Annotated in this window: 18 protein-coding genes; 10 read left to right on the forward strand and 8 right to left on the reverse strand. The window is 62.8% G+C overall.

Annotation, left to right across the window (positions count from 1 at the left end; translation table 11 throughout):
* Positions 1-53 precede the first annotated feature (53 nt).
* Entirely contained in the window at positions 54-806 is a 753-nt protein-coding gene (locus AB4Z53_RS00590) for a DeoR/GlpR family DNA-binding transcription regulator (RefSeq protein WP_441594194.1), read from the forward strand.
* A gap of 66 nt (positions 807-872) precedes the next feature.
* On the opposite strand, the gene AB4Z53_RS00595 is transcribed toward AB4Z53_RS00590, so the two are convergent.
* Positions 873-1,880 (reverse strand): asparaginase, encoded by a 1,008-nt coding sequence (locus AB4Z53_RS00595; protein ID WP_441594195.1) that lies wholly within the window; start codon positions 1,878-1,880, stop codon positions 873-875.
* A 71-nt stretch (positions 1,881-1,951) separates the two neighbouring features.
* Here AB4Z53_RS00595 and AB4Z53_RS00600 point away from each other — a divergent pair, with 71 nt between their 5' ends.
* Together AB4Z53_RS00600 and AB4Z53_RS00605 are read left to right on the forward strand one after the other, a co-directional pair.
* Complete coding sequence (locus tag AB4Z53_RS00600; RefSeq protein ID WP_441594196.1) at positions 1,952-2,689, forward strand: DUF3750 domain-containing protein; 738 nt, start codon at positions 1,952-1,954, stop codon at positions 2,687-2,689.
* Positions 2,690-2,741: 52 nt separating this feature from the next.
* The gene (locus AB4Z53_RS00605; RefSeq protein WP_441594197.1) at positions 2,742-3,074 is read left to right on the forward strand and encodes a hypothetical protein; all 333 of its coding nucleotides are present in this window, start codon (positions 2,742-2,744) and stop codon (positions 3,072-3,074) included.
* Here the strand turns inward: AB4Z53_RS00605 and AB4Z53_RS00610 are convergent.
* The 3 genes from AB4Z53_RS00610 to choX are packed head-to-tail and all read right to left on the reverse strand — an operon-like array spanning position 3,061 to position 5,884.
* A complete protein-coding gene (locus tag AB4Z53_RS00610) occupies positions 3,061-4,059 on the reverse strand; it encodes an NAD(P)H-quinone oxidoreductase (protein WP_223726696.1) in 999 nt (332 codons plus the stop codon). The genes AB4Z53_RS00605 and AB4Z53_RS00610 overlap by 14 nt on opposite strands.
* A 32-nt stretch (positions 4,060-4,091) precedes the next feature.
* A complete protein-coding gene (locus AB4Z53_RS00615) occupies positions 4,092-4,952 on the reverse strand; it encodes an alpha/beta fold hydrolase (protein ID WP_441594198.1) in 861 nt (286 codons plus the stop codon).
* On the reverse strand, positions 4,949-5,884 hold the full coding sequence (choX, locus tag AB4Z53_RS00620; RefSeq protein WP_441594199.1) for a choline ABC transporter substrate-binding protein: 936 nt from the start codon (positions 5,882-5,884) through the stop codon (positions 4,949-4,951). The genes AB4Z53_RS00615 and choX overlap by 4 nt, the downstream gene beginning before the upstream one ends.
* Before the next feature lie 102 nt (positions 5,885-5,986).
* On the opposite strand from choX, the gene betI (AB4Z53_RS00625) reads away from it, so the two are divergent.
* On the forward strand, positions 5,987-6,577 hold the full coding sequence (betI, locus tag AB4Z53_RS00625) for a choline-binding transcriptional repressor BetI (RefSeq protein WP_113537928.1): 591 nt from the start codon (positions 5,987-5,989) through the stop codon (positions 6,575-6,577).
* A 1-nt stretch (position 6,578) separates the two neighbouring features.
* On the opposite strand, the gene AB4Z53_RS00630 is transcribed toward betI (AB4Z53_RS00625), so the two are convergent.
* Together AB4Z53_RS00630 and AB4Z53_RS00635 are read right to left on the reverse strand one after the other, a co-directional pair.
* On the reverse strand, positions 6,579-8,375 hold the full coding sequence (locus tag AB4Z53_RS00630) for an EAL domain-containing protein (protein ID WP_441594200.1): 1,797 nt from the start codon (positions 8,373-8,375) through the stop codon (positions 6,579-6,581).
* A gap of 250 nt (positions 8,376-8,625) precedes the next feature.
* Positions 8,626-9,174 carry an HdeD family acid-resistance protein gene (locus AB4Z53_RS00635; RefSeq protein WP_441594201.1) on the reverse strand — a complete coding sequence of 183 codons (549 nt, stop codon included), beginning with the start codon at positions 9,172-9,174 and terminating at the stop codon, positions 8,626-8,628.
* A 145-nt stretch (positions 9,175-9,319) separates the two neighbouring features.
* Between AB4Z53_RS00635 and betI (AB4Z53_RS00640) the strand changes: the two genes are divergently transcribed.
* The 4 genes from betI (AB4Z53_RS00640) (at position 9,320) to betA (ending at position 14,797) form a co-directional block, all read left to right on the forward strand.
* A complete protein-coding gene (gene betI / locus AB4Z53_RS00640; protein ID WP_113537931.1) occupies positions 9,320-9,922 on the forward strand; it encodes a transcriptional regulator BetI in 603 nt (200 codons plus the stop codon).
* Complete coding sequence (gene betC, locus AB4Z53_RS00645) at positions 9,919-11,454, forward strand: choline-sulfatase (protein WP_441594202.1); 1,536 nt, start codon at positions 9,919-9,921, stop codon at positions 11,452-11,454. Before betI (AB4Z53_RS00640) ends, betC begins: the two co-directional genes overlap by 4 nt.
* A gap of 1 nt (position 11,455) precedes the next feature.
* The gene (gene betB, locus AB4Z53_RS00650) at positions 11,456-12,919 is read left to right on the forward strand and encodes a betaine-aldehyde dehydrogenase (RefSeq protein ID WP_441594203.1); all 1,464 of its coding nucleotides are present in this window, start codon (positions 11,456-11,458) and stop codon (positions 12,917-12,919) included.
* A 228-nt stretch (positions 12,920-13,147) separates the two neighbouring features.
* The gene (betA, locus tag AB4Z53_RS00655) at positions 13,148-14,797 is read left to right on the forward strand and encodes a choline dehydrogenase (RefSeq protein ID WP_441594204.1); all 1,650 of its coding nucleotides are present in this window, start codon (positions 13,148-13,150) and stop codon (positions 14,795-14,797) included.
* A 6-nt stretch (positions 14,798-14,803) separates the two neighbouring features.
* Here betA and AB4Z53_RS00660 read toward each other — a convergent pair whose 3' ends face one another.
* Positions 14,804-15,286 carry a DUF6644 family protein gene (locus AB4Z53_RS00660; protein ID WP_113537935.1) on the reverse strand — a complete coding sequence of 161 codons (483 nt, stop codon included), beginning with the start codon at positions 15,284-15,286 and terminating at the stop codon, positions 14,804-14,806.
* Positions 15,283-15,672, reverse strand: a complete 390-nt coding sequence (locus AB4Z53_RS00665; RefSeq protein ID WP_113537936.1) for a DUF6152 family protein — start codon at positions 15,670-15,672, stop codon at positions 15,283-15,285. The genes AB4Z53_RS00660 and AB4Z53_RS00665 overlap by 4 nt, the downstream gene beginning before the upstream one ends.
* Before the next feature lie 378 nt (positions 15,673-16,050).
* On the opposite strand from AB4Z53_RS00665, the gene AB4Z53_RS00670 reads away from it, so the two are divergent.
* Together AB4Z53_RS00670 and AB4Z53_RS00675 are read left to right on the forward strand one after the other, a co-directional pair.
* Entirely contained in the window at positions 16,051-17,970 is a 1,920-nt protein-coding gene (locus AB4Z53_RS00670) for a HAMP domain-containing methyl-accepting chemotaxis protein (RefSeq protein WP_441594205.1), read from the forward strand.
* A 247-nt stretch (positions 17,971-18,217) separates the two neighbouring features.
* A complete protein-coding gene (locus tag AB4Z53_RS00675) occupies positions 18,218-18,976 on the forward strand; it encodes a phosphoadenylyl-sulfate reductase (RefSeq protein ID WP_441594206.1) in 759 nt (252 codons plus the stop codon).
* The last annotated feature ends 24 nt before the right edge of the window (positions 18,977-19,000 follow it).

Below are 19,000 nucleotides of genomic sequence, written 5' to 3' on the forward strand. Positions count from 1 at the left end.
CTGGAATATTCATGATAATTCGTGCAATATCGTGAAGAGTCAAGGAGGCATTGATGCTGACAACACAGAGACGGGCATTGATTTCGGCACGGCTGTCGCGCGACGGCGAGATCGTCGCCAAGCGCCTGGCGGACGAACTGGGCCTGTCCGAAGACACGATTCGGCGCGATCTGCGCGAGATGGCGGCGGAAGGTTTGCTGAAGCGCGTGCATGGCGGCGCGCTGCCACTGATGCCGCCACTACCGGACTTTGCCGCGCGGCAGGCGATCGCCGGCGATGTCAAACGCCGGCTTGGGCGAAAGGCCGCATCAATGATCGAGGCGGGCCAGACGATCTTTCTCGACGGGGGCACGAGCAACGCGGAAATCGCGCGGGCGCTGCCACGCGAGAAGCGGCTGACGGTCGTCACCCACAGCCCGACGATTGCCGCCGAACTCGAGCGGCACGAGGCCGAGGTGATCCTGATCGGTGGCCGTATCTACAAGCATTCGATGGTTGCGACGGGGGCTGCTGCCCTGGCCGCAATCGCCGGCATCCGCGTCGACCTGTTCTTCCTTGGCGTCACCGCCATTCACCCGGCGCACGGCGTATCGACCGGAGACTATGAGGAGGCGGCGATCAAGCGCGCGATCCTGAAACAGGCGGCCGACACCTATGTGCTTGCCACGCCTGAGAAATTCGGTGCGGTCTCGCCGCACCGCGTGGCCGATATCTCTGACCTCAGCGGCTTCATCGTACCGGAGGAGATCGGCGACGAGATGCTCGCGCCGTATCAAAACACAAAGATCACAATCATCACCGCCTGATGCCTGTGCGGGCGCCTTCGCCCGCTTCAATCGCATACGGCCGCAGGACCTTCGGCCCGTCAGACCTCAGGCGGCGAAAGCTTCAGTCACCCTGACGTCGCCGACGTGGATGCCATTCCAATTATGCATGGAGTGGCTTGCCTGCGCCATCAGGGCGGCGTGCAGATCCGGCTCGTCACGGAAGAAGCGGGCAAGCGTTGCGATGACCATGGCTTCGGCGGCGCGCGTCGTGCCGTCCTCGCATTTCAGCGCGATTGCGATGCCCTTTTCCGGAATGGCGGCGCAGAAGACGCCCTCGGCACCGGTCTTGGCGAAGATGCGGCCGGGCGCCGTCTTCATCAGCCGTGTGCAGGCGCGCTTGGTGCCGGCGACGAAGAAGGGTTCGGCCATGCAGGCTTCGATCAGCCGCTTCGATGCACGGGCGCGCTCGGGCTCAAGACCAGCGCCGGTCGCCATCTTCGCAAAACCGTGTGCGAGGCCCTTCAGCGGCACGGCATAGGTCGGGATCGAGCAACCGTCGACGCCGCAATTGTCCTTGGCGAGGATCGCACCCGTCAGGCTTTCCATCGTGCCGCGGATCTCCCGCTGCAGCGGATGATCGTAGCCGACATAGCCCTTCACGTCGGTGCCGGAGTGGCAGCAGGCACAGATGAAGCCGGAATGCTTGCCGGAGCAATTGTTATGAAGCGCTGTCGGCGCGTCGAGGCTGCGAGCCTGGGCGATCAGCGTCTTCTGGTCGGACGACCAATGGGCGCCGCATTCCAGCGCCGAAACATCGCGGCCGGCGGCGGCAAGCATCTTGGCGGCAAGCTCCACATGCTCCGGCTCGCCGGAATGGGACGAACAGGCAAGCGCCAGTTCCCTGTTGCCGAAGCCGTAGGCATCCGCCGCACCGCTTTCCATCAGCGGCAGCGCCTGCATCGCCTTGCAGGCCGAGCGCGGGAAGACGGCGCTGTCCGTATCGCCCAGCGAGAAGACGGTTTTGCCGTCGCCGTCGACGGCGATCACGAAGCCGCGATGGCGGCTTTCGACCAGGTTTCCACGGGTGACTTCGACGAGAACGGGATTCGACATGTCTTGCCCTCAAATTTCCGAAATTGATCCGTGCATTTAGCAGGATTCCAGCAACAGGAAACGGAGTTTTCATGAAATTCGTCCGCAGGCTCGCCGCCGCCTTTCTTGTCATCTACCTGTTGCCGGCGCTGGCCTCGGCTGGTTGGTGGTATATGCAGGACCGGCCCCAGAGCTGGCGCGATGCGGACTGGTCCTCGGCCGGTCTTCTGCCAAAGGCGAGCGAAAGCGCGGAAGCAGCGATTTACGTGTTCTCCGCGACAACCGGCGGCATGAAAGGCGCAGTCGCCAGCCACGCCTGGATCGTAACCAAAGGACAGGGCGCTCCCTCCTACGATCGCTACGACAAGGTTGGATGGGGCAAGCCGATCCGCCGGAACGGCTATCCCGCCGACGCCCGCTGGTACTCCAACGAACCGAGGCTGGTCGTCTCAGTCAAGGGCGCCGAAGCCGACCGGCTGATCCCGAGGATCGAGGCCGCGATCGCCAGCTATCCCTATGCGTCGCCCGGCGGCTATCGGATCTGGCCGGGCCCGAACTCCAACACCTTCGTCGCCCATGTTCTGCGCTCCGTGCCGGAACTCGGCGCAGTGCTACCGCCAGACGCCGTCGGCCGCGACTATCTGCCGGAGGGCAGGCTGTTCCAGATCGACGCCGACGGCCGCGACATGCACGCGACGCTTTATGGCCTGGCCGGCATCTCGGCTGGCGTGCGCAGCGGCCTCGAACTGCATTTCTTCGGACTCGTCGCCGGTTTCGATTTTGCCAGGCCCGGGATCAAGGTCCCGGCACTCGGGCGCTTCTGGGTATGATCTGCACAGTTCCAACATTTGAGGATGAAGGCTCTGGCGTGGAACACCGAAAATGGAAAAGGGCCGCCCGAGGCGACCCTTCCATGAGTTCTGGCCGTGTAAATGGCCCGGGCTTTCAGACCCGAAGGAAGGCGGGAATCACGCCGAGGGCTGCCTCGACACGTTCACCTCTTCCATGCCCTTCACCAAGACCGAAATCTCATTAGACATTGGACCACCTTCCTTTCTGTTCGTTGCTGATGAGGTGAAGGTAAGCGATCCGTCACCGATTACAAGACCGACGATGGTCGAAGATCGCATTCCTTCGTCGTGCCGCAGTTCACATAGGCATGATGATCTTGCCGATCACATGGACATGATGATCGTGCCGATCACATGGACATGATGATCTTGCCGATATGGTCGCCCTCTTCCATCAGCCGGTGACCGTCGGCCACTGCGCTGAAGGGAAGGACGGAATGAATGACCGGCGCGACCTTGCCTGTTTCCAGCAACGGCCAGACCTTTTCGACAAGGCCATCACGGATCGCCTGCTTTTCCGCCGCCGTGCGCGGACGAAGGGCCGAGCCCATGACATGCAGCCGTTTCGTCAGGATCGGCGCGATGTTCGCCGCCTCGACCTTGGCGCCGCCGAGGAAGGCGATGATCGACAAGCGGCCGTCCTTGGCAAGCGATGCGATGTTGCGATCGAAGTAACGCCCGCCGACCATGTCGAGAATGACGTCGACGCCGCGCCCGCCGGTCTCTTCGAGAACGACCGTCTTGAAGTCCTCGTCGCGATAGTTGATCGCGCGCCTTGCACCGAGCGCCTCGCAAGCCCGACATTTCTCGGCACTGCCGGCCGTGACGAGGACCTCGGCGCCCAAGGCCTTGGCAAGCTGGATCGCCGTCGTGCCGATACCGCTCGAGCCGCCATGGATGAGGATTGTCTCACCCGCCTTGAGGCCCGCCATGTCGAAGACATTGGCCCAGACGGTGAAGAAGGTTTCGGGCAAGGCCGCCGCCTTCACCGCGTCGTAGCCCTTCGGCCAGGCGAGCGCCTGGGTGGCGGGGACTGCCGCATATTCCGCATAACCGCCGCCATTGGCGAGCGCACAGACCTTGTCGCCGACCTGAAAGCCCTTGGCACCCGCGCCCAGCGCCACGACCTCGCCCGCGACTTCGAGGCCGAGGATCGGACTTGCGCCCGGCGGCGGCGGATAATCGCCCTTGCGCTGCAGGACGTCAGGGCGATTGATACCGGCCGCCTCTACCCGAACGAGGATGTCGCCTGGCTTCACCTCCGGCAACGGTCCTTTCTTCAGGATCATGTTTTCCGGCCCGCCCGGGGTCGGAAGGTCGACGAAATTCATTTCCGATGGAAGGGACATGGCATTACCTCGCGCTGGCTGATGCGCCACATCTAGCGCTGGTGATGCGCCGCGGAAAGGGTTTCTGTCGAACCGGGAGGACCGAACGCGGCCGACAGGAAGGAGAGAACATGTTCGGCCACGAGCCCGGGGCTCTCCCAGTGCGGATTGTGGCCATGCCCTTCCAGCGTGATCGAACGGATGGAAGCCAACATTGCGGCAAGCTGCTGGCGGTGTCCGGCATCGAAAAGCGGATCCTCACTGCCTGAAATGGCCAGCACCGGCACCCGCAGTTGTCGCGCGTCGGATTTAAGGTCGATGACGGCAAGGTCGTCGAGGATGGCGCGCCAGACCCGGATTGGGATTTCCGCAGCCTCCCGGCGCAGCTGGGCGAGAAATGCGGCGTCGACCGGCCGGCTGCAGGCGTGCCAGGTATCGAAGAACGGATGGTCCGGACGTAGCGGGTCCTTGAGCGCGCGGATCGCCCGCGCAGTCGGGTTACCCTCCCCGAGACCGGGCTGCAGGCTGCCGGATAGCAAACCCAGCGCCCCGATCAGATCCGGGCGCCGGGCGGCGAGCGCTATGGCGATCATCGCTCCCATGGAGTGGCCGACGACCGCAATGTCACGCAGGCCGAGTCTGGCGGCCAGACAATCGATATCCCCGGCAAGATCAGCAACCGTCAATCCCGGGCCGGCTCTCGAGCCGCCGTGCCCGGCAAGATCCGGAATGATCAGACGGTAACCGGCAAGGAATGGAGCGATCAGCGAGAAGCTGCGACTGCTATCGGAATATCCATGCAGGAGCAGCAGCACCGGGCCCTCGCCGCGATCGACATAGGCGAATTGGCGTCCGCCGGGCAGCTCGATCCGCCGCTTCAACGTCGTCCATTGCTGTTCGCCGCTGGCGGTCACAGCCCAAGCGCGGCCTTGACCGCGGCCAACCCCGGCTGTCCATCGAACGTCGTGACACCAGCGAGCCAGGCGTGCAGACGCTGCGGCTCTTCCTTGATCGCCTTCGCTCCGGCTTCCTCCGGTGCCAGCCCATCATTCATCAAGTAACCCATGCCGCGGTTCTCGAAGTCGACATCGAACGTCAGATTGTTGAGAAGCTTGGCGACGTTCGGGCATTCCTGCAGGTAGCCTTTGCGCACCTGCGTCGAGACGGTCGCCGCGCCGAAATCCGGCCCGTAAAATTTGTCGCCGCCGGTCAGATACCTGATCGCGAGCGCCGTGTTCATCGGATGCGGTGCCCAGCCCTGAAACACGATGAAGGACTTGTCCCGCGCCCGGCGAGTCACTTCCGCCAACATCCCCTGCTCGCTCGATTCGACCACCTCCCAGCCATCGAGACCGAGGCTCGGGTCCTTGACCGCATCGAGCATCAACTGGTTGGAACCGGGCTCGATGCCATACATCTTTTTTTCGAACCTGTCGGCAAAGGTCTTGAGATCGGAGAAGTCCTTCACGCCGGCATCCCAGACATAGTCGGGTACCGCGAATGTATACTTTGCTCCAGTCAGGTTGGTTCGCACCGTTTCGACCGACCCATCGTCCTTGTACGGCTTATAGTAGGAGACCATCGCCGGGTCCCAATAGCCGAGGAAGACGTCGAGGTCCCGGCTTCGAAGGCTGGTATAGATCACGTCTATACCGAGCAGCTTGCTTTCCGGCTCGTAGCCGAGCGCCTTCAACACCGTCAGTCCCACGCCCGTGGTGAACGCCAGGTCGTTCCATCCGGGCTCGGCCAGCCTTACCTGCCGACAGGAGTCCGTGTCGCCAGCAAGGGCTGGGCTCGCGGCGGCGACAAGCGCGAAGGTGGACATCAGCAGTCTCATATTCAGCATCGCTCTCTCCAAACTTGCCCAATTGGACTAATTATTGTCCCATGGGTCAACATTTGATCTTTCCGGAAAGATTGTCAATGTGGGAATCGTTTGGAGGCGGCCATGCGACTGACCAGAATAAGTGAAATCAGACGGCGCGAGCTGCGCCGGGCAGCTTTCGAAGTGTTGCAAAGGGAGGGCATGGCGGGCGCGACGCTCGAGAAGGTGGCGACCCATGCCGGTGCATCCAAAGGCATCGTGCTGCACTATTTCGCCAACAAGCAGGAGCTTTTCGAGCATGCGATGCGCGAGGCGAACGCAGCTCTAAAGGAGGCCGTGGTCGAGCGGCTCAATCGGGCGCGCACGCCGCGCGAGCGCCTGGATGCCATCATCGAGGCGAATTTCGAAGAACGCTTCTTCCAGCCCTCGGTCTGCCACGCATGGCTTTCGCTTTGCGCCGAAGTGCCGCGCGAACCCCAGCTTGCCCGAATCCAGAAGGTCATCCACGCCCGGATGCGGTCGAACCTACTCTCCGCTCTGTCGCACCTTCTACCGGCCGGCGAATGCGAGGCCGCGGCACTGGGCATTACGTCGCTGATCGATGGGCTATGGTTGCGGCTCGGATTGCAGTCGGGCGGGTTGACGCGCGACATGGCGCTCGCGCAGATGCGCGACTATCTGGCTCACCGCCTGCCTGAACTACATTCGCTGTAGCTCAGCCGCCGAGTGCATCCATCACAAGCCCGGTATCGCTCGCCTTGGCCCGGGATTTGATTTCGGCGATGCGGGCGCTGACGGCCTGGGCGTCCGAAAAAACGAAGCCTTCCGGCAGCCCGAGGACGGCGATCGAGCAGCGCATCAACGGGAATTCCTTCGGCGCGCCGTCGCGGCCATGTCCGCTGATGCGGCCGTCCGCCTGGTGTTCCGGCGAATAGAGCTGGCAGACATCGGAGCGGAAATCGTCGAGCAGGCGGTTCAGAACCGCCTCGAGCTCCTCCACCGAACAGCCGCTGACGCCGACGAAGAAGTCGTCGCCGCCAACATGGCCGAGGAACTTCTCCTCGCCGATGAAATGGCGGCGCAGGAGTGCTGCAAAGAGCGTGATCGCAAGATCGCCCTTCTGGAAGCCGTAGGTGTCGTTGAAGGGTTTGAAATCGTCGAAGTCGCAATAGCAGAAGTAGCGCGCTTGGTCACCATCGAGGATCGCGTCCTGGACATAGTCGCGGATGGCGCGGTTGCCGGGCAGACCCGTCAGCGGGTTCTGCTCCTGTGCCATCTTCAACTGTTTTTCGTTAATGATCTTGAGGAGCGACGAAGCCGAAAGCGTGCCGGCGTAACGCATGTTCTCCGTCAGGATCAGGCAATCGCTTCCGTCCATGCCGGCGAAAATCTTCAGCATCTCGTCCGCCGGCGTGTCGAGGTCGGCGATCGGTGCCGGGCTGGCAAAATGCGAGATCCGCCGCTGGTAGATCCTGTTCTTCAGGAGATCGCGGCCGAAGGGGTGATAGATCAGTTCCTTGACGTGATACTCATGCAGGATGCCGCGCGGTTCGCCATTGGCGTTCAAGACGGGAAAGAAGCCCTGGCGCGGATTTCGCCGGAAGAGATCGAAGACGGAATCGAGCTCGTCACTCTCACGCACCGTCGGCAGCTGCTCGATCTGCTTGCGGATCAGGATGCCGTCAAGCGAAGAGGAGGTGCGTCTGCCGCTGACACTCTGGTCGAGATGCGGATAGGCGGGAAGAAGCTCGCTGAGATGGGTCGTCGGCCGGGCGACGTAGTATCCCTGCACGAGATCACAGCCGAGGTCACGGCAGGTGAGAAACTCCGCTTCCGTCTCGACGCCTTCGGCAATGACACGCGTGCCAAGCACATGGGCGGTATTGACCGTGTGGCGCACGAGGTGACGCTTGCGGGCGTCAGCCTCGATGCCCGAGATGAAGTGCCTGTCGATCTTCACATAATCGACCGGTTGGTCGCAAAGCAGCTTCAGCCCGTTGAAACCGGCGCCGAAATCATCGATTGCCAGCTTGAAGCCGGCGAGCCGGAGGTCGCGCACCAGCGCGGAGAAATCCGGCATCTTGCCGCCGTCGAAGCGCTCGGAAAGCTCGAAGCAGAGCGACGACGGGGCGATGTTGGCGCGCTTCAGGTGGTTGACGAGGCGCTCGACGATATCCCCCTCGCCACCGACGAGGCGCGAGTCGAAATTGAGGAACAGCGTGCGTGCGGAATGATCGGGCAGCGTCGCGAAACCGGCGACGGCGCGGCTGTTGATCATGTGCTCCAGTGCCAGCAGCTGTCCGGCTTCTTCGGCCTTGTCGAGCAATTCAAGCGGCGAGGCAAAACCCAGCTTGTGGAAGCCGCGCATCAAGGATTCGTAACCGAAGACGGTACCGGTCGCGGCTTCCGCGATTGGCTGGAAAGCGCTCTCGATCACGAGCTTCGCAAGCGTGACGATCTGGTCGTCGCCGAACCGGCGCAGCGAGAGAATATCGGCGGGGGCGGCGGACATGCCGGGCTCCAGAAATGTGGGAACGGACGATCAGACGCCCACAGCATGGCCGCCAACCGTCAAGGAAGTCTTTCCCCATTACGAAGCTTTGATGAAAGCTATGTGACAACCGCAACTGCGCCAATCAGCTGCAAACACTCTAATGAAATCAGTGGTTTCATGAGCAATTGCTGAGGCGAGCCCCAGCGCTGAGGCCGGCACTTGCGCACCGACCAACGCTGCGCTCGCAGCTCCACGGATCGAGGGCAGATCAGCCCTTTGCCAACACGCCAAAAGCGATCAGCGACAGGCCCTGCATCACGAGATCGACGGCGAGGAACAGGCCGAGGATCCAGAGGCTGTTGACTGGCCAGCCGGCGGCGATGATGAGGCCGGCCACAAGCGTGACCAGACCGCCGAGGGCCACCCATCCCCAACCCTGCACCGGCCGAAGCTTCAGCCCCACCCAGATGCGAAAGCAGCCGGCGACGATCAGCGCGATCGCCATCACGAAGGTGAGGAAGGACGAGGCGAGCACGGGATTGATGAAGGCAAAGAGACCGGCGATCGTATAGCAGGCGCCGCTCAAGCCCCAGTAGAGCACGCTGTCCCAGCCCTTGACCTGGAAGGCATGGGCGAGGTTGAAGAGCCCGCCGACCAGCATGATGATCCCGACATAATAGACCGATGCGACTGTCGCCATCAGCAGATTGCCGAAGGCAAGACCGCCGCACATGATCAACAGCACGCCGAGGGCGACGAACCATCCCCATTTCCCGGCAATAGCAGTCTTGTCGGCATGATCGAATGCATGGGTCATTTCAACCTCCAGTCTTTCGAGACTCAGGATCGCTACCGGAGGATTGAGCCGGATTTCTACGAAAAAGGAAAGCAAAAACACCGAAGATTTTTATTGATTGATGAGTCAATCAAAAATAAACTGACCACCGTCAAGGGAGAGACGAATGCCGAAGGTCGGGATGGAGCCGGTGCGCCGCAAGGCGCTGGTGGACGCAGCGTTGCGCGTGATCGGCGACCAGGGCACGCTGACCGTCACCATGTCCGAGATCGCCCGTCAGGCCGGCGTCTCCCCTGCCCTTGCCCACCACTATTTCGGCAGCAAGGAACAATTGCTGATCGAGACGATCCGCAGCCTTCTAAGGCAATTGCGCGACGACACGGTGACGGCGCTTCGCGCAGTCGTGAGCCCGCGCGAAAGGCTGAGCGCACTCATCCGCGTCTCCTTCCAGGCAAGCCAGTTTGCCCCCGATACGATTGCCGCATGGCTCGCCTTCTATTCGGAGGCGCAGCGGTCGGAAGAGGTGCGGCGGCTGCTCGTTGTCTATGCCCGGCGCTTGCGCTCCAATCTCATGGCAAGCCTCAAGGCGCTTTGTGCCGACGATGACGCGGAACGCATTGCCGAAGGCGCTGCTGCGATGATTGACGGGCTTTATATCCGCCAGAGTCTGCGCTCCGCGCCGATCAGCATCGAAGCCTCGATCGCACTCACGGAAGACTACGTCACCTCGCACATCGATCGGCTCAAATACCGGGGAACGGCCGCATGACCGCAAGACCGAACATCCTGATCATCATGGTCGACCAGTTGAACGGAAAGTTCTTTCCGGACGGGCCGGCCGCGTTCCTGCATGCACCGAACCTGAAGGCGCTGGCAGCCCGCTCGGCCCGGTTTCGCAACAATTACACCTCGTCGCCGCTCTGCGCCCCTGCCCGCGCCTCCTTCATGGCCGGGCAATTGCCGAGCCGCACCCGCGTCTACGACAATGCCGCCGAGTATCAGTCCTCCATCCCGACCTATGCGCATCACCTGCGCCGCGCCGGGTACTACACGGCGCTGTCGGGCAAGATGCATTTCGTCGGGCCGGACCAGTTGCACGGCTTCGAGGAGCGGCTGACGACCGATATCTACCCGGCCGATTTCGGCTGGACGCCGGACTATCGCAAGCCCGGAGAGCGCATCGACTGGTGGTATCACAATCTCGGTTCGGTCACCGGCGCCGGCGTTGCCGAGATTACCAACCAGATGGAATATGACGACGAGGTTGCCTTCCTCGCCAACCAGAAGCTCTACCAGCTGTCGCGTGAAAACGATGACGCAGAGCGCCGCCCCTGGTGCCTGACGGTCTCGTTTACCCATCCGCACGACCCCTATGTGGCGCGCAAGAAGTTCTGGGACCTCTACGAGAATTGCGAGCATCTGCTGCCCGAAGTGGGCATGCTGCCGGAAGATCAGCAGGATCCGCATTCCAAGCGCATCATGCATTCCTGCGATTACGGCAATTTCGACCTGACGGAAGACAATATCCGCCGCTCGCGCCGGGCCTACTTCGCCAACATCTCCTACCTCGACGAAAAAGTCGGCGAACTCGTGGACACGCTGACGCGCAGCCGCATGCTCGACGACACATTGATCTTCTTCTGCTCGGATCACGGCGACATGCTCGGCGAGCGCGGCCTGTGGTTCAAGATGAACTTCTTCGAGGGTTCGGCTCGCGTGCCACTGATGGTTGCCGGACCCGGCGTCGCGCCCGGCCTGCACCTGGCGCCGACCTCAAACCTCGACGTGACGCCGACGCTTGCCGACCTCGCCGGCATTTCCATGGACGAGGTCAAGCCCTGGACCGACGGCATCAGCCTCGTGCCCATGATCAACGGCGAGGAGCGCTCAGAGCCGGTGCTGATGGAATATGCGGCGGAAGCCTCCTACGCGCCGCTCGTAGCCATTCGCGAAGGCAAGTGGAAATACATCCACTGCGCGCTCGACCCGGATCAGCTCTACGATCTCGAAGCCGACCCGCTGGAACTGAAAAACCTCGCGGCCAATCCGGAAACGCCGGTGCAGGCGGCAACCTTGCAGGCGTTTCGCGACATGTGCGCCGCCCACTGGGACATGGACGCCTTCGATGCGGCGGTGCGCGAAAGCCAGGCCCGGCGCTGGGTGGTCTACGAGGCGCTGCGAAACGGCGCCTACTACCCCTGGGATCACCAGCCGCTGCAGAAGGCATCCGAGCGCTACATGCGCAACCATATGAACCTCGACAATCTCGAGGAATCCAAACGCTATCCGCGAGGAGAATGAGATGAAAGCCCAACCACAAGCCTCGCACTTCATCGACGGCGAATATGTCGAGGACATCGGCGGCACCGTCATCGAGAGCATCTACCCGGCAACGGGCGAAGTCATCGCGCGGCTGCATGCGGCAACCCCTGCGATCGTCGAAAGGGCGATCGCCGCGGCCAAGCGCGCCCAGCCGGAATGGGCGGCGATGAGCCCGACGGCCCGCGGCCGAATCCTGAAGCGCGCCGCCGAGATCATGCGCGAGCGCAACCGCGAGCTCTCCGAACTCGAAACGCTCGACACCGGCAAGCCGATCCAGGAGACGATCGTCGCCGACCCGACCTCGGGCGCCGACAGTTTCGAGTTCTTCGGCGGCGTGATCGCCACGGCGCTCAACGGCGACTACATCCCGCTCGGCGGCGATTTCGCCTATACCAAGCGCGTGCCGCTCGGCGTCTGCGTCGGTATCGGCGCCTGGAACTATCCGCAGCAGATCGCCTGCTGGAAAGGCGCACCGGCGCTTGCCGCCGGCAACGCCATGGTTTTCAAGCCGTCGGAAAACACGCCGCTCGGCGCCCTGAAGATCGCCGAGATCCTCGTGGAGGCAGGCCTGCCGAAGGGCCTCTACAACGTCATCCAGGGCGATCGGTCGACGGGCCCGCTGCTGGTCAACCATCCTGACGTCGCCAAGGTGTCGCTGACCGGCTCGGTGCCGACCGGCAAGAAGGTGGCGGGAGCGGCCGCCGCCGAACTCAAGCACATCACCATGGAACTCGGCGGCAAGTCGCCGCTGATCGTCTTTGACGATGCCGACCTTGAAAGCGCCATCGGCGGCGCCATGCTCGGCAATTTCTACTCGACCGGCCAGGTCTGCTCGAACGGCACCCGCGTCTTCGTGCAGAAGGGCATCAAGGAACAGTTCCTCACACGGCTGAAAACCCGCACTGAAGCGATCGTCATCGGTGATCCCATGGACGAGGCGACGCAGCTCGGCCCGATGGTCTCGGCGCCGCAGCGCGACAAGGTCTTCTCCTATATCGAGAAGGGCAAGGCCGAAGGCGCACGGCTCGTGACCGGCGGCGGCATCCCGAATGCGGTCAACAGCGAAGGCACCTACATCCAGCCGACGGTCTTTGCCGACGTCACTGACGGCATGACGATCGCGCGCGAGGAAATCTTCGGGCCCGTGATGTGCGTGCTCGACTTCGACGACGAGGCCGAGGTGGTCGCCCGCGCCAATGCCACCGAATTCGGCCTTTCGGCCGGCGTCTTCACCGCCGACATCACCCGCGCGCACCGCGTGGTCGACCAGCTCGAAGCCGGCACGCTCTGGATCAACACCTACAATCTCTGCCCGGTGGAAATCCCCTTCGGCGGTTCGAAACAGTCAGGCTTCGGCCGCGAGAATTCGGTGGCGGCGCTCAACCACTACAGCGAGCTGAAGACCGTCTATGTCGGCATGGGGCCGGTGCAGGCGCCCTATTGAGATTGAGGGCTGCGGCCGCCCCCTTGAAAGGCGGCTGTTTTACCTCCCTCATCCTCGGGCGAGCGTAGCGAGTTCCGGGGATCCAGCAACGCCACGTCGGTGGCGCACCAGAGTCTTCAAGCGACAGACGTCGCTTGGCTGGATTCCTGTGACAGGCACAGGAACGAGGGGCCGAGATAGCAGCGCAAGACCAGCCGGTTCTAGAGACGCTAGAGAAAGACGACGCTTATGCAGGCAGATTACATCATCATCGGCTCCGGTTCCGCCGGCTCGGCGCTCGCCTATCGCCTCTCCGAGGACGGCAAGAACACCGTTCTGGTGCTGGAATATGGCGGAACGGATGCCGGGCCGTTCATCCAGATGCCGGCGGCCCTTGCCTGGCCAATGAGCATGAAGCGCTACAACTGGGGCTATCTCTCCGAGCCCGAGCCGAACCTCAACAACCGGCGCATCACCGCGCCGCGCGGCAAGGTGATCGGCGGCTCCTCCTCGATCAACGGCCTCGTCTATGTGCGCGGCCACGCGGAAGATTTCAACCGCTGGGAAGAGCTCGGTGCGCGCGGCTGGGCCTATGCGGACGTGCTACCCTATTTCAAGCGCATGGAGCATTCGCACGGCGGCGAAGCCGGCTGGCGCGGCACCGACGGGCCGCTGCACGTCAAGCGCGGCCCGGTGCACAACCCGTTGTTCCATGCCTTCATCGAGGCCGGCCAGCAGGCCGGTTTCGAACTCACCGACGACTATAACGGCTCGAAGCAGGAAGGCTTCGGGCTGATGGAGCAGACCGTCTGGCAGGGTCGGCGCTGGTCGGCGGCGAACGCCTATCTGAAGCCGGCGATGAAGCGGCAGAACGTGTCGCTCGTGCGCTGCTTCGCCCGTCGGATCATCATCGAAAACGGCCGGGCGACCGGTGTCGAAATCGAGCGCGGCGGCAAGATCGAGATCGTCAAGGCAAACCGCGAGGTGGTCGTCTCCGCGTCGTCGTTCAATTCGCCGAAACTGCTGATGCTCTCGGGCATCGGTCCGGCCGAGCACCTGAAGGACATGGGCATCGAGGTGAAGGTCGACCGACCCGGCGTCGGGGCGAACCTGCAGGACCATATGGAGTTCTATTTCCAGCAGATTTCAACGAAGCCCGTGTCGCTCTATTCTTGGTTGCCCTGGTTCTGGCAGGGCGTTGCCGGCGCGCAGTGGCTGTTCTTCAAGAAGGGCCTCGGGATCTCCAACCAGTTCGAGGCCTGCGCCTTCCTGCGCTCGGCTCCTGGCGTCAAGCAGCCTGATATCCAGTACCATTTCCTGCCGGTGGCGATCAGCTATGACGGCAAGGCTGCCGCCAATACGCATGGCTTCCAGGTGCATGTCGGCTACAATCTCTCGAAGTCGCGGGGCAACGTCACGCTGCGCTCCTCCGACCCAATGGCCGACCCGGTCATTCGCTTCAATTACATGAGCCACCCGGAGGACTGGGAGAAATTCCGCCACTGCGTGCGCCTCACCCGCGAGATCTTCGGCCAGAAGGCCTTCGACCACTATCGCGGCCCGGAGATCCAGCCGGGCGAGAATGTACAGTCGGACGACGAGATCGACGCCTTCCTGCGCGAGCATCTGGAAAGCGCCTACCACCCCTGCGGCACCTGCCGGATGGGCGCCAAGGACGATCCGATGGCGGTCGTCGATCCGGAGACCCGCGTCATCGGCGTCGACGGGCTTCGTGTCGCCGACAGTTCGATCTTCCCGCACGTGACCTACGGCAACCTGAACAGCCCCTCGATCATGACCGGCGAAAAGGCGGCCGATCATATTCTCGGCAAGCAGCCGCTGGCGCGTTCCAACCAGGAACCGTGGATCAACCCGCGCTGGCAGGTCAGCGACCGGTAAGCACGACTATCCGGCGAAACCGACCCAACGACCCGCGAGCAGCGCACTTGGCCATAGGATCAGGGAGCTTAATGCCTGCACGCGCAAGCGCGGGGCGATCGCGCCTCCGGCAAGAGCGGCTGACCAGCCAGGGCTCACGCGGACAGTAAGTGCGTTCAAAATGCCGAGCGCCAGCAAGGCGAGCTTGGTCAGGAACGCCGGATTGGCGAGATAGGCGGACGGCCGGACGCTGAAGAGGCAGATGCCGGTCAGAACAGCCAGCACAAGACCGATGACCGCCGCGCGGGCGAGAAACGGGCCGAGCACCGCAACGGGCGTTTGACCAACGAGGCCGAGCAGTCTGAGGTCCAGCGGCAGGATGGCGCCGATCAGCAGGCCAATCGCCAGGATGTGGGCTGCATTGACGACGAGATAGAGAAGCGCCGAGCGCCTGAGCGCCATTCCCACCGGCCAGCCGGCAATCCATTCGACAAGATCGGCTGCGCTCATCCGCCAGCCCGGATGCGTTCCGGGTAGATGTCATAGGTTTTACCGGCGACAGTGATGCGCACGGCCTTCATGCGCTTTTCGCTCGGGTCGAGCGAGCGGTTGCCGAGAACGACGACGGCGTCACCGACCTTGGCCGTTCCATCGACAAAGCCTGAACGCTCCGTCTGCCGGGGGTTGCCGAGCTCGACATGCCACATGCCATCCGCAGCCGATTCCACCTGCAAGGTCGGGTGCGGTGGTGCCATCGATATTTCGCGGATGGTGCCCGCAAGCTCGACCTGGCCGGCTTCGGCCCAGGACCAGCCGTGATGGGCATAGGCACCGGTGACTAGAAGTCCTGTCAGGATACCCGCTGCAATGCCATGGCGCGAAATGGCCTTCAACATGTGCCTGCTCCTTCGCCTGTTTCGGAGAAGCGGCAGCTTGAACCGGAAGGACGGTTTGCGAAAGCACAAGATCTTCAACACTTCTTGAGCATGCAACCAGCCGCCGCTTAAAGTTGCGATGACCGAGGGTTGCGCGAACATTAATAAACAGCTTAAAATTTAGCCATTTTTAATCTCCGGTTGTTATGTCTATATGAGACGGAGTGAACGCTGGGCGAACGCCATGACGGCAGTTTCGCCGCGAGATGTCGCGTGCTCCATCCCATCATCGTCATCACTCCCCTGCCAAGGCGAGCTCGCTTCCCGACGTCCTTGCGGTGCGCCCGCGGTCGCCGGCCGAGGATGATTTGCCTTGCGGGTAACCGCGGAGCGTTACTCATGACAATCAAAGCACGCCTGCTCTTGTGTTTATCCCTGCTCGCCGTCGCCATGCTGGTCATGATCGTCATGGCCTTCAATGCGATGACATCGATCTCCAAACGAACCGAATCGATCGTCGCCGACCGGCTGCTGCCTGTGGCGCAACTCGATACCGTCGCCGACATGTATGCCGTCGAAATCGTCGATACGACTCACAAGATGCGAAGCGGCGCGCTCGGGTGGACGGAGGGCAAGGACAAGATCAGCGCAGCGCTCGCCACCATCGATGAGGAATGGCGGGCATACGAAGCAACGAGACTGACACCTGAGGAACAGAAGCTTGCGAAGACCTTCGACGTAGCCCGCGTCGACAGCGAGCAGGCGGTCAGGGACATGCTCGAGATCATCGATCGACAGGACATGGCCGAGTTCGGACGGTTTATCGACGGCCGCCTCTATGCGGCCATCGACCCGCTGGCAGAGCCGATCGGCGCTCTCGTCAAGCTTCAGCTCGCAGAAGCCAACCAGGAGCTGGAAGCAGCCAAGGTGGAAAAGGACACCCTGACACGATGGCAGGTCACGATCGCCGCCTTTGCCATCGCGCTTCTCGGGGCAACGGTGTGGTTCGTGGTTGCCGGCCTCTTCCGGCCGCTGACGAAGCTGCGCGAGGCCATGCGGCAACTCGCAGCCGGCAATCTCGCGACGCTGATCTTCGGCGAAGGTCGTCGCGACGAGATCGGCCAGATGGCCGGTGCCGTCGCGGTCTTCCGCGACAATGGGCTGGAACGCCAGCGGCTGGAGCAGGAGGCGGAGGCTGGCCGAACACTTTCAGAACGCGAGCGGAAGCAACGCGAGGCACAGAAGGCCAAGGAAGCAGCCGAAATCCAGACCGCGGTCAATGCACTCGGCCACGGCCTCGACCGGCTGGCCGAAGGTGACCTCACCTTCCGGATCGAAACGCCGCTTGCCGAACGGCTCGACGCGCTGCGCACCAATTTCAACAGCTCCGTCGCCAATCTCGAAGATGCGCTACGCTCGGTCGGCGATAACGCCCGCAGCATCAATGCCGGCGCCAGCGAAATCCGCGCGGCCGCCGGCGACCTCTCCAAGCGCACGGAGCAGCAGGCCGCATCGGTCGAGGAAACGGCGGCGGCGCTCGACCAGATCGCGACCACCGTTGCGGATGCCAGCCGGCGTGCGGAGGAAGCTGGCATGCTCGTGACCCGCACCCGCGGTGCTGCGGAGAAGTCCGGCGAGATCGTCGGCAATGCAGTCACCGCCATGAGCGGCATCGAAGCCTCATCGCGGGAGATCTCCAGTATCATTGGTGTCATCGACGATATCGCCTTCCAGACCAACCTCCTGGCGCTGAACGCCGGCGTCGAGGCGGCACGGGCCGGCGAAGCCGGCAAGGGCTTCGCCGTCGTCGCCCAGGAGGTGCGGGAGCTTGCCCAGCGCTCCGCACAGGCCGCCAAGGAGATCAAGGTGCTGATCGCCACATCCGGCCAGCAGGTGAAGTCCGGCGTCACGCTGGTGCGCGAAACCGGCACGGCACTCGAAAGCATCATCACTGAGGTCCAGGAGATCAGCAGCCACGTGACCGCGATCGTCGAAAGCGCACGCGAACAGGCTGCCGGCATCCAGCAGATCAACACCGCGGTGAACGCGATCGACCAGGGAACACAGCAGAACGCGGCAATGGTGGAGCAATCGACCGCAGCAAGCCATAGCCTCGCCCGTGAGGCTGGCGCGCTCAACGATCTGCTGATGCGCTTCACGACCGGTGGCGGCCGCCCGGCCACACCCCACCTCGTGGCAAGGGTGAGCAAAGAGACTGCCGCGCCCGCGCCCGCCCGCGCCCGCGCCTTGAGCCGCAAGCTCGCCAGCGCCTATCGCGGCGCAGCGCAGCCACAGGAGGACGGCTGGGCTGAATTCTGACGGCCGGCTTGGCCCATCCGTAGCGAAGGCGCGTACCGCCTGGTTCGCGCCTTTTCCTATTGAACGCTGTTCTCCGACCGCAATTAAAGTATAAAATCTAGTAATTTACTAGTCTATATTCGGTTTTTCGCTGCCTTTCATTCTGAGAGGCAGATTTGCTCCAAACAAAGAGCATTAGAAACCGCTATTTCTGTCCATTGTCGCGTCGAGCTGTGATATTCCAACCAACTTGGAACAGGACGCAGCCATGACAACGTCATCCCTCGAAACCACTGCCAAGGCACTGAACAAGACGCTCGAAAGCCTGGATCTCGCCGGGCGGCTGGCGCTTGTCGCCAGTCTTGAAGGACGTGCCGTCTTCACGACCTCGCTTGGCATCGAGGACCAGGTGATCACCGCTGCCATCGGCGGAAACAAGCTGTCCATTGATGTCGCAACACTGGAAACCGGGCGCTTGTTCAATGAGACGGTCGCCCTCATCGACAAGACCGAAGAAACCTACGGTATCCTGATCAAGCGCTATCACCCGGAGCAGGCCGACGTCGACGCCTATGCGGCGCGTTACGGCCTCAACGGCTTCTATGAAAGCGCCGAAGCCCGGCATGCCTGTTGTGACGTGCGCAAGCTGAAGCCGCTTGCGCGCGCACTCGAAGGGGCAACCTTCTGGATCACCGGCCTGCGTCGCGGCCAGTCGGGTAACCGCGCCTCCACACCCTTTGCCGAGGCGGACGCCGAACGCGGCCTCATCAAGATCAATCCGTTGGCGGACTGGGACATCGAGACCATCCGCGCTTACGTCGCGGCCAATGCCGTACCGGTCAACCCGCTGCACGCCCGCGGTTATCCGTCGATCGGCTGCGAGCCCTGCACCCGCGCCATCAAGCCCGGCGAGCCGGAGCGCGCCGGCCGCTGGTGGTGGGAAAACGACGAAAAGCGCGAATGTGGCCTGCATGTTCCGGAAACTGCTGCCAGTTCCACCATCCCGAATGCGAGCAGCGCCGCCTGAGGCTGGCGCGCTCTTCTGAAGACA

The sequence above is a fragment of the Ensifer sp. 2TAB8 genome (assembly GCF_052115125.1).
Taxonomy (GTDB): domain Bacteria; phylum Pseudomonadota; class Alphaproteobacteria; order Rhizobiales; family Rhizobiaceae; genus Ensifer.